At 64.5% G+C, this 11,575-nt stretch carries 5 protein-coding genes and 3 rRNA genes; all 8 read right to left on the bottom strand.

What is annotated here, in order from left to right; genetic code table 11:
- Positions 1–653: 653 nt before the first annotated feature.
- Positions 654–770 (bottom strand): 5S ribosomal RNA (rrf, locus tag IPK37_00005).
- Between the two features lie 81 nt (positions 771–851).
- Positions 852–3,969, bottom strand: a 23S ribosomal RNA gene (locus IPK37_00010).
- 411 nt (positions 3,970–4,380) lie between these two features.
- A 16S ribosomal RNA gene (locus IPK37_00015) occupies positions 4,381–5,901 on the bottom strand.
- The 16S, 23S and 5S rRNA genes sit together here, the layout of an rRNA operon.
- A 597-nt stretch (positions 5,902–6,498) precedes the next feature.
- The gene (locus IPK37_00020) at positions 6,499–7,755 is read right to left on the bottom strand and encodes a tyrosine--tRNA ligase (GenBank protein QQS00947.1); all 1,257 of its coding nucleotides are present in this window, start codon (positions 7,753–7,755) and stop codon (positions 6,499–6,501) included.
- A gap of 90 nt (positions 7,756–7,845) precedes the next feature.
- Positions 7,846–8,547: a DNA-3-methyladenine glycosylase gene (locus IPK37_00025; GenBank protein QQS02561.1), complete on the bottom strand. Its 702-nt coding sequence runs from the start codon at positions 8,545–8,547 to the stop codon at positions 7,846–7,848.
- A 52-nt stretch (positions 8,548–8,599) separates the two neighbouring features.
- Positions 8,600–10,045 carry an argininosuccinate lyase gene (gene argH, locus IPK37_00030; protein ID QQS00948.1) on the bottom strand — a complete coding sequence of 482 codons (1,446 nt, stop codon included), beginning with the start codon at positions 10,043–10,045 and terminating at the stop codon, positions 8,600–8,602.
- Between the two features lie 66 nt (positions 10,046–10,111).
- Complete coding sequence (locus IPK37_00035) at positions 10,112–10,609, bottom strand: arginine repressor (protein QQS00949.1); 498 nt, start codon at positions 10,607–10,609, stop codon at positions 10,112–10,114.
- 13 nt (positions 10,610–10,622) lie between these two features.
- A complete protein-coding gene (argF, locus tag IPK37_00040; GenBank protein ID QQS02562.1) occupies positions 10,623–11,570 on the bottom strand; it encodes an ornithine carbamoyltransferase in 948 nt (315 codons plus the stop codon).
- Between the last annotated feature and the right edge of the window lie 5 nt (positions 11,571–11,575).

The raw sequence follows: 11,575 nt of genomic DNA on the forward strand, positions 1-11,575 counted from the left end.
TCGCCGTGTGCTCCAGGCACCGACATCGCGCTTTCGTCCCCTTGGGCGCGGGATAGCGCTGCGCCACCGGATCCTTCCCCCGTCGGGAGGCCGGCCCCGCGGGCTCGGGATTCCGATGGTCCATCCCGCCGAGCGCCCCGGGATCCGCTGCGATCGCCCCGGGGGCCGCCGCGTTCGCCCCGCGGGTCGCGGTCGGACCGCCCGCGACCACGATCCGGCCGTCCGTCTCGACGATCGCCGCCACCCTCACGATCACGTCGACCCTGTCGCGCGGGCCGCTCATCACGACCTCGATGCTCCGCAGGTGCCGACGCGGCAGAGTCCGCCGGGACCGCATCGTGCGTTGGAGCTGCGTCGGCAGGAGGGCTCGTCGGGGCCGCGTCCTGCCGAGGAGCTGCGTCTGCGGCAGACCCCGTGAGCGCATCATCCTGCGGCGGAGCTGTCTGCGCGTTCGCCTCTACCCGAGTCCAGCGGCTCGCGTCGCTCCCAGGCCCGTCTGGAGCCACCGGTTTCCCCTTTTCAATCCTGACGTTTCGCACGTTCCGCACCACCCTAGCGAAAGCCTGCCCTGCGGGCGGCAGCGCCGAGGGAAGAGGGGGCGGAATGCAGGAAGGGGCCCACCCTCGCGGGTGGACCCCTTCCACTGAAGTGTTGTCCGGCGGCGTCCTACTCTCCCACACCGTCACCAGTGCAGTACCATCGGCGCTGAAAGGCTTAGCTTCCGGGTTCGGAATGGGACCGGGCGTTTCCCTTTCGCTATGACCGCCGTAACCTTATCGTACTAACCACCACAAAACTTGGTTGGTGTTCCGGGAACCGTACAGTGGACGCGAACATTACATGCTGAAGGTTTAGTCAAGTCATCGGCCTATTAGTACCAGTCAGCTCCACACATTACTGTGCTTCCACATCTGGCCTATCAACCCAGTCGTCTAGCTGGGAGCCTCTCAACACTCGAAGTGTCACGGAAACCTCATCTTGAAGCGTGCTTCCCGCTTAGATGCTTTCAGCGGTTATCACTTCCGAACGTAGCTAATCAGCGGTGCCCTTGGCAGAACAACTGACACACCAGAGGTTCGTCCATCCCGGTCCTCTCGTACTAGGGACAGCCCTTCTCAAGTTTCCAACGCGCACAGAGGATAGGGACCGAACTGTCTCACGACGTTCTAAACCCAGCTCGCGTACCGCTTTAATGGGCGAACAGCCCAACCCTTGGGACCTACTCCAGCCCCAGGATGCGACGAGCCGACATCGAGGTGCCAAACCATGCCGTCGATATGGACTCTTGGGCAAGATCAGCCTGTTATCCCCGGGGTACCTTTTATCCGTTGAGCGACCACGCTTCCACAAGCCATGGCCGGATCACTAGTCCCGACTTTCGTCCCTGCTCGACATGTCTGTCTCACAGTCAAGCTCCCTTGTGCACTTACACTCAACACCTGATTGCCAACCAGGCTGAGGGAACCTTTGGGCGCCTCCGTTACCTTTTGGGAGGCAACCGCCCCAGTTAAACTACCCACCAGGCACTGTCCCTGAACCAGATCATGGTCCGAAGTTAGACATCCAGTACAACCAGAGTGGTATTTCAACGTTGACTCCACCCATGCTGGCGCATGAGATTCACAGTCTCCCACCTATCCTACACAAGCCGTACCGAACACCAATACCAAGCTATAGTAAAGGTCCCGGGGTCTTTCCGTCCTTCTGCGCGTAACGAGCATCTTTACTCGTAATGCAATTTCGCCGAGTTCGCGGTTGAGACAGTGGAGAAATCGTTACGCCATTCGTGCAGGTCGGAACTTACCCGACAAGGAATTTCGCTACCTTAGGATGGTTATAGTTACCACCGCCGTTTACTGGCGCTTAAGTTCTCAGCTTCGCACCCAAAGGGCACTAACCAGTCCCCTTAACGTTCCAGCACCGGGCAGGCGTCAGTCCGTATACCTCCACTTACGTGTTCGCACGGACCTGTGTTTTTAGTAAACAGTCGCTTCTCCCTGGTCTCTGCGGCCCTCCCCCCTAGCAGGCGAAGCTGCTTCAAGGGTAAGGCCCCCCTTCTCCCGAAGTTACGGGGGCATTTTGCCGAATTCCTTAACCACGATTCACTCGATCGCCTTAGTATTCTCTACCTGACCACCTGAGTCGGTTTAGGGTACGGGCGGCTCAAACCTCGCTAGAAGTTTTTCTCGGCAGCATAGGATCACCCTACTTCCACCAAACGGTGTCACCATCACATCTCAGACACTATGAGACCCGGATTTGCCTAGGCCTCGTCCTACCTGCTTGGACGTGGACAACCATCGCCACGCGGAGGCTACCTTCCTGCGTCACTCCATCGCTTACCTACTACCAGATCGGGTCACACGCTCCCCTTGCCCTCCCCACCCGAAAGCGGGGTTAAAGCAAGCTTCAGGTGCTTAGCATCCCTGGCCTCGATATGGGCGGTTCTTCGCCGGTACGGGAATATCAACCCGTTGTCCATCGACTACGCCTGTCGGCCTCGCCTTAGGTCCCGACTTACCCAGGGCAGATTAACTTGACCCTGGAACCCTTGGTCATTCGGCGGGCGAGTTTCTCACTCGCCATTCGCTACTCATGCCTGCATTCTCACTCGTGTAGCGTCCACACCTGGATCACTCCGGCGCTTCACCCGCCACACGACGCTCCCCTACCCAGCAACACCCCTGAACCACGAAGGCTCGGGAAATATGTCACTGCCACAGCTTCGGTGGTGTGCTTGAGCCCCGCTACATTGTCGGCGCGGAATCACTTGACCAGTGAGCTATTACGCACTCTTTCAAGGGTGGCTGCTTCTAAGCCAACCTCCTGGTTGTCATCGCAACTCCACATCCTTTTCCACTTAGCACACGCTTAGGGACCTTAGCTGGTGATCTGGGCTGTTTCCCTCTCGACTACGGAGCTTATCCCCCGCAGTCTCACTGCCACGCTTACACTTACCGGCATTCGGAGTTTGGCTGACGTCAGTAACCCGGTAAGGCCCATCAGCCATCCAGTAGCTCTACCTCCGGCAAGAAACACGCAACGCTGCACCTAAATGCATTTCGGGAGAACCAGCTATCACGGAGTTTGATTGGCCTTTCACCCCTACCCACAGCTCATCCCCTCAGTTTTCAACCTAAGTGGGTTCGGTCCTCCACGCCGTCTTACCGGCGCTTCAACCTGGCCATGGGTAGATCACTCCGCTTCGGGTCTAGACCCCGCGACTCAAACGCCCTATTCAGACTCGCTTTCGCTACGGCTACCCCACCCGGGTTAACCTCGCCACGAAGCACTAACTCGCAGGCTCATTCTTCAAAAGGCACGCCGTCACCCCACAAAGAGGCTCCGACGGATTGTAGGCACACGGTTTCAGGAACTATTTCACTCCCCTCCCGGGGTACTTTTCACCTTTCCCTCACGGTACTCGTCCGCTATCGGTCACCAGGTAATATTTAGGCTTAGCGGGTGGTCCCGCCAGATTCACACGAGATTCCTCGAGCCCCGTGCTACTCGGGAAATTCCCCACGCAGTCCACACCATTTCAGCTACCGGGCTACCACCGTCTCTGGCCGGCCCTTCAAGACCGTTCGCCTACAGCATGGATTTCTCACTGCGCGCCGACGTGTCAGCATCGACAAAGAAAACTCCCACAACCCCAAACATGCAACCCCTGACAGGTATCACACACGCCTGGTTTAGCCTCATCCGCTTTCGCTCGCCACTACTCACGGAATCACTCTTGTTTTCTCTTCCTGCGGGTACTGAGATGTTTCACTTCCCCGCGTTCCCTCCACACACCCTATACATTCAGGTGCAGGTGACTGGACTTGCCTCCAGCCGGGTTACCCCATTCGGACATCCTCGGATCACAGTCCGGTTATCAACTCCCCGAGGCTTATCGCAGATTCCCACGTCCTTCATCGGTTCCTGGTGCCAAGGCATCCACCGTATGCCCTTAAAAACTTGACCAAAAAGCAAAAATGCTCGCGTCCACTATACAGTTCTCAAAACACCACCCACCAGCAAAACCCACCCCACGCCGCACCACACAACCCCACCCCCACACCGGAGGAAGAGACCGGGTATACGACCGGCAGACCCCACCACAAGCACCCCACCACCCACCCACACACCCCCAGACCCACCACCACCGGTGATGACCCTGCAGGACGCAGGCAGAGCAGCCGAGCCCTCAAAACCCAACAGCGCACCACGACCACACCCACCCCCTGACACGCACCGCTTTCCCCACCCCCCACCACAGCAGGAGGTCGTACTCACACGCGCACCAGAACCAGGCGCAGCCAAAAATCGATGTTCCACCCAGCAACACCAGCCCACGCCCCCAACGGGCGCAGCACCAACGTGTTGACTCCTTAGAAAGGAGGTGATCCAGCCGCACCTTCCGGTACGGCTACCTTGTTACGACTTAGTCCCAATCGCCAGTCCCACCTTCGACGGCTCCCCCCACAAGGGTTAGGCCACCGGCTTCGGGTGTTACCGACTTTCGTGACTTGACGGGCGGTGTGTACAAGGCCCGGGAACGTATTCACCGCAGCGTTGCTGATCTGCGATTACTAGCGACTCCGACTTCATGGGGTCGAGTTGCAGACCCCAATCCGAACTGAGACCGGTTTTTGGGATTCGCTCCACCTCGCGGTATTGCAGCCCTTTGTACCGGCCATTGTAGCATGCGTGAAGCCCAAGACATAAGGGGCATGATGATTTGACGTCATCCCCACCTTCCTCCGAGTTGACCCCGGCAGTCTCCCATGAGTCCCCACCATCACGTGCTGGCAACATGGAACGAGGGTTGCGCTCGTTGCGGGACTTAACCCAACATCTCACGACACGAGCTGACGACAACCATGCACCACCTGTACACCGACCTTACGGGGAGCACATCTCTGCACTTTTCCGGTGTATGTCAAGCCTTGGTAAGGTTCTTCGCGTTGCATCGAATTAATCCGCATGCTCCGCCGCTTGTGCGGGCCCCCGTCAATTCCTTTGAGTTTTAGCCTTGCGGCCGTACTCCCCAGGCGGGGCGCTTAATGCGTTAGCTGCGGCACAGAACTCGTGGAATGAGCCCCACACCTAGCGCCCAACGTTTACGGCATGGACTACCAGGGTATCTAATCCTGTTCGCTCCCCATGCTTTCGCTTCTCAGCGTCAGTTATGGCCCAGAGACCTGCCTTCGCCATCGGTGTTCCTCCTGATATCTGCGCATTTCACCGCTACACCAGGAATTCCAGTCTCCCCTACCACACTCTAGCCTGCCCGTACCCACCGCACGTCCAAAGTTAAGCCTTGGATTTTCACGGCAGACGCGACAAACCGCCTACAAGCTCTTTACGCCCAATAATTCCGGACAACGCTCGCACCCTACGTATTACCGCGGCTGCTGGCACGTAGTTAGCCGGTGCTTCTTCTCCAGGTACCGTCACCCCGAAAGGCTTCTTCCCTGACGAAAGAGGTTTACAACCCGAAGGCCTTCATCCCTCACGCGGCGTCGCTGCATCAGGCTTTCGCCCATTGTGCAATATTCCCCACTGCTGCCTCCCGCAGGAGTCTGGGCCGTGTCTCAGTCCCAGTGTGGCCGATCGCCCTCTCAGGCCGGCTACCCGTCGTCGCCATGGTAGGCCATCACCCCACCATCAAGCTGATAGGCCGCGAGCCCATCCCCCACCAAAAAATCTTTCCACCCAAACCCATGCAGGCTCGAGTCATATCCTGTATTAGCCCCCGTTTCCGAGAGTTATCCAGAAGTGAAGGGCAGGTTACTCACGTGTTACTCACCCGTTCGCCACTAATCCACCCCCGAAAGGGCTTCATCGTTCGACTTGCATGTGTTAAGCACGCCGCCAGCGTTCGTCCTGAGCCAGGATCAAACTCTCCATAAACAAACAAACCCCAACCCAACACCCAAAAGGCGCCAAGCCAGGAAAAACCCTGACCCCAAACCAACACACACCCCAAAACAGGGTGCAAAATTGACTTGAAACCAACAAACAATTGGCATCGATTTTCGGCACGCTGTTGAGTTCTCAAGAATCGGCTGCACGTCCGCTACCGAGTCACGAATGACCCGGCGTCGCACGCTGCGAGGTTTTGGTCGATCGTCTGGAACTTAACGTCCCTGCGACTCACGAACCGGCCCACCACTGTAGCAGATTCGAGATCCGCTCCTCAACTTGCCGCTGTTCGCAGCGAGGCGGTCGACGCGAGGTCGACGGTGCTGAGGTGGGCTGCCAGCCTTCGGGACCGACCACCGCTGCGGTGTTCGTTCCTCCCGGTCGGGCTGACTCGGAATACTGTAGACACCCTGCGGCCAGCTACCAAATCGGCTGGTCACGGCGTTGTCACGCACCGAAGGCGACCGAACCGAGGCCGGACGGAGCGCTGCGTGCGCCCGCCGAGGCTCCCCGGACGCGTCCAGAGCGGCCCGCCCCGAGCAGGCCAAGCACGCCTCGCCCGGCCAAGCACGCCAAGACGGCGCGTCAGCCCACCCGACGTACGGTCGCCATCGACTTTCGGCCGCGCTTGAGGACCGCTACCTGCCCATGCAGGAAGTCGTCCTCCCCCAGCACCGCCTCGGCGTCGACGACCTTGGCATTGTTGAGCGACACCCCGCCATCGGCAAGGACGCGGCGTGCGGCGTTGCGCGAGTCGACCAGCCCGGTCGCGACCAATGCCTCCACGACCGTCGCCCCCACCGGCAGGTCGCCGCTGGGCACTGTCGCCGTGGCGTCGCGCAGGGTGCGTTCGTCCAGGCCGCGCAGGTCGCCCTTGCCGAACAACGCTTCGGAGGCGGCCTGGACGGCATCCACCGCCGCCGACCCGTGGACGAGTCGGGTGATGTCGGTCGCCAGGGTGCGTTGCGCCGTGCGCTTGAACGGCTCCTCCGCGACCTGCCGCTCCAGCTCCTGGATCTCCTCGCGGGAGCGTTCGGTGAAGACCTTGACGAGCGTGATGACGGACGCATCCTCGACGTTGAGGAAGTACTGGTAGAACGCGTACGGCGAGGTCATGTCGGGGTCCAGCCACAGGCTGTTGCCCATCGACTTGCCGAGCTTCTCGCCCGAGGAGTCGGTGAGCAGCGGTGTGGTCAGCACGTGCACGGTGGCGCCTTCGACCCGGTGGATCAGGTCCACCCCGGCGGTGAGATTGCCCCACTGATCGTTGCCGCCGGTTTGCAGCGTGCAGCCGTGCTCCCGGTAGAGGTGCAGGTAGTCCAACGCCTGCAGGATCTGGTAGCTGAACTCCGTGTAGCTGATCCCCTGTTCGGAGGTGAGCCGGGCGGCGACGGCGTCCTTGCGGATCATCTGGTTGACCCGGAAGTGCTTGCCGTAGTCGCGCAGGAAGTCCAGCGCCGAGATCGGTTGGGTCCAGTCCAGGTTGTTCACGAAGGTCGTGGAAGCCGCGTCCGCCCCGAGGATCCGGCGGACCTGGGCCGCGATTCGCTCGGTGTCGGCGGCCGTCTGCACCTTGGTCTTCAGCACCCGCTCGCTGCTGGGGCGCGGATCCCCGATGAGCCCGGTCGAGCCCCCCACCAGGCCGATCACCCGATGCCCGGCCCGCTGCAGATGGCGCAGGACGACCAGCTGGACCAGGTTGCCGAAGTGCAGCGACGGCGCCGTGGGGTCGAACCCGCAATAGACCGTGAGCTGTCCGCCGAGCGCCTCCCGCAGGGCGGCCTCATCGGTGGACTGTGCCACCAGGCCGCGCCAGGTCAACTCGTCCAGAACGTTCCCCACGTCGCGTCACCTTCCGTCGATGCGGGGAACCGCCGGCGACCGACGGTCGCCGAACGGGGCGGTTCCCCCGCAGTGCAGGGTCATCTTCCCTCAGGACCGCCGGCGCCGGGCAACGGCGGGCCGGTACGCCGAGACGTGCGGGGCGCCGGCCACCCAAAATCGCCAGGGGAATTCGCGGGCGTCCCCGCCGGGTCCGGCGACGCCCACGCGCGGCCCGGACTGCACCAGACCCGGGTCCACCGCGGCGCCCCCGAACACCGCGACCGGACAGTCCCGCTCGGTCGGGCGCAGCCCGTTCTCGGATCGGCCCAGCGCCAGGCAGGTGGCCAGGCGCGCGGGGCCGCGGGCCAGATCCCGCGCGGGCATGGGACGCCCGGCGGCCGACCCCGCCCCGCCTGCCCGCCGCGGAAGCCGCCGCTGTGCCGCGAGGTCCGTACCCTCGACGACCTCACCGGCCCGTAACAACACGGCGGCCGCCGTGCCCGCGGGGCCACACACGAGGTTCGCGCAGTAGTGCATCCCGTAGGTGAAGTAGACGTACAGGCCCCCCGGCGGACCGAACATCACCTCGGTGCGGGGAGTGCGCCCGCGGTAGGCGTGCGAGCCCGGGTCGCGCTCACCGTCGTACGCCTCGACCTCCACCAGCCGCACCGCCACCCCGGCGTGCACGACGACGCACCCGAGCAGCTCCCGCGCCACCTGCAGCACCGGCCGGTCGAAGAAGGCCGCGGGCAGCCGCGGGCCGTAGCCAGGGCCGACCGGCTCCGCCGGACCATCCGGACCACGCCACACTGACGGCCCATCCGGCCCGCGCGGCCCGGCCAGCCCCTCTACGCCGCCCGGTTCAGTCACGCACCACGACCCGATCGTCGGCCCACGCCCGGGCCGCCGCCGCGGCCGCCTTCGCCCGCGCGAGCTGCTCGGCGACCCGCGCGGGTGCCGTGCCGCCCTGCGCGTCCCGCGAGGAGACCGATCCCTCGACGGACAGGACCGCGCGCACGCCCGCCGTCAGGTCCGGTGAGATGTCCTGCAGGTCGGCGTCGCTGAGATCCCACAGCTCGATGCCCCGCTGCTCGCACACGCGCACGCAGGCGCCGGCGACCTCGTGCGCGACGCGGAACGGGACGCCCTGCCGAACCAGCCACTCCGCGACGTCCGTGGCAAGCGCGAACCCCTGCGGGGCGAGCTCGGCGAGGCGCTCGACGTGGAAGACCAGAGTCGTCGTCATGCCGGCGACCGCGGGCAGAAGCAGCTCCAGCGTGTCGACCGCGTCGAAGACGGGCTCCTTGTCCTCCTGGAGGTCGCGGTTGTAGGCCAGCGGGAGGGCCTTCAGCGTGGCGAGCAGTCCGGCCAGGTCGCCGACCAGCCGGCCGGCCTTGCCGCGGGCGAGCTCCGCCACGTCCGGGTTCTTCTTCTGGGGCATGATGCTCGACCCCGTGGAGTACGCGTCGTCCAGGGTGACGAAGCCGAACTCCTTGGTCGCCCAGAGGCACACCTCCTCGGCGAACCGTGAGACATCGATGGCCGACATCGCTGCCACGAAGGCGAATTCGGCGGCGAAGTCGCGGCTCGCCGTACCGTCGATCGAGTTTTCGCAGGCGGACTCGAACCCGAGGTCGGCCGCCACGGCGACCGGATCCAGGCCGAGAGAGGACCCCGCGAGCGCCCCGGAACCGTACGGCGAGACGGCCGCCCGACGATCCCAGTCGCGCCACCGGTCGACATCGCGCAGCAGGGTCCACGCGTGGGCGAGCAGGTGGTGCCCGAGGAGCACCGGCTGGGCGTGCTGCAGGTGGGTGCGGCCCGGCATGGGCGCATTCGCGTGCGCCGCGGCCTGGCCGGTCAGGGCGTCCACCACGTCCAACAGCAGGCCGGCGCAGCTGCGGGCGTGGTCGCGCAGGTACATCCGAAACAGCGTGGCCACCTGATCGTTGCGGGACCGGCCCGCCCGGAGCCGACCGCCCACCTCCGCGCCGACGCGCTCGATGAGTCCGCGCTCCAGCGCCGTGTGGACGTCCTCGTCGTCGGGGGCCGGCACAAAAGTGCCGTCGGCCACGTCGCGGCCCAGGTCACGCAGGCCGGCGAGCATCGTGGCGAGGCTCTGCTCGTCCAACAGCCCGGCGGCGTGCAGCACGCGGGCGTGGGCGCGGGACCCGGCGAGGTCATAGGGCGCGAGGCGCCAGTCGAAGTGGGTCGACTTGCTGAGGGCGGCCAAGGCCTCGGCCGGGCCGCCCGTGAACCGACCCCCCCAGAGAGCCAGGGGGCGATCGGTGCTCGAATCGTGCGTCACGGCAGTCCTTTACGTCAGGTAGGTCGGTACGTCGGGGGGCGGTGGGTCTGCGGTGGCCAGGAGCGCTCACTCACCCGCCGCGAGGGCCAGGAGTCGGTCGGCGACGGCCTCGCCGCCCGACGGGGACGTGGTGATCACCAGCACCGTGTCGTCCCCAGCGATCGTGCCGACGATGTCGTCCCCGCCGGCGCGGTCGATCGCGGAGGCCAGGTAGTTCGCCGCCCCCGGCGGGGTGCGAAGCACGACCAGGTTGGCCGAGGCTGTCGCCGTCAACAACAGGTCCTCGCAGAGGCGCCGCAGCCGCGCGTCGATCTCGCCATCCAGCTCCGCGGGGCGCGGGGTGCGATCGCCGCCCTCGCCCGGCACGGCGTACACCAGGGATTTTCCCTGCCGCACCTTCACCGCACCGATCTCGACGAGGTCGCGCGACAGGGTCGCCTGGGTGACCTCGTGACCGTCCTGGGCGAGCAGCTCCAGCAGCTCGCCCTGGCTCCGGACGGACGTGCGCGACAGGATCTCCACGATCCGCGCGTGTCGCGCGGTGCGGGATTGGGCGACGGTCACGGGACCTCCTGGGTCAGCGACTGGCCTCCACCAGGAAGGCGAGGAGCGCCTTCTGGGCGTGGAGTCGGTTCTCGGCCTCGTCGAAGACCACGGAGGCCGAACCGTCGATCACGGAGGCGGAGACCTCGAAGCCGCGGTAGGCCGGCAGGCAGTGCAGGAAGATGGCGTCCGGCTGGGCCACCGCCATGACGGCGTCGTTGACCTGGAACGAGGCGAACGGATTGCCCTCGCCGCGACGCTGCGCCTTCTCCGCCTGCATGCCCATCGAGACCCAGGTGTCGGTCACGACGACGTCCGCGCCGGCTGCCGCCTCCCGGCCGTCGCCGGTGACGGTCACCGAGCCCCCGGTCTGGGCCGCGAGTTCGGTGGCGCGGGCAACGATCTCGGGGGCGGGCTGGTGGCCGCCGGGACCCGCGATCCGCACGTGCATCCCCGCCATCGCCATCCCCAGGGCGTAGGAGTTGGCCATGTTGTTGGCGGCGTCGCCGAGGTAGGCGAAGGTCAGCCCGGCGAGGCTGCCCTTGTGCTCCTTGATCGTCTGCAGATCAGCCAGGATCTGGCACGGGTGGAACTGATCGGTCAGCGCATTGACCACGGGGACGGTGGAATTCGCGGCCATCTCCTCGATCCGCTCCTGGGCCCCGGTGCGCCACACGATGGCGGAGACCTGCCGGGTCAGCACCTTGGCCGAGTCGGCGATGGACTCGCGCACACCGATCTGCGCCAGGTTCCCGTCCACCACGAACGGGAACCCGCCGAGTTCGGCGATGCCCGCCATGAACGAGACCTGGGTGCGCAGCGTCGGCTTGTCGAAGATGATCGCGACCGCCTGCGGACCCTCGAAGGGGCGGGCCCCGAACCTGTTCTGTTTCAGCGCGATCGCGCGGTCGATGAGCTCGGCCTGTTCGGCCGGCGTGAGGTCGTCGTCGCGCAGGAAGTGCCGTACGGCGTTGCCGGTCATGCCCG

It is taken from the genome of Austwickia sp., from assembly GCA_016699675.1.
Taxonomy (GTDB): Bacteria; Actinomycetota; Actinomycetes; order Actinomycetales; family Dermatophilaceae; genus Austwickia.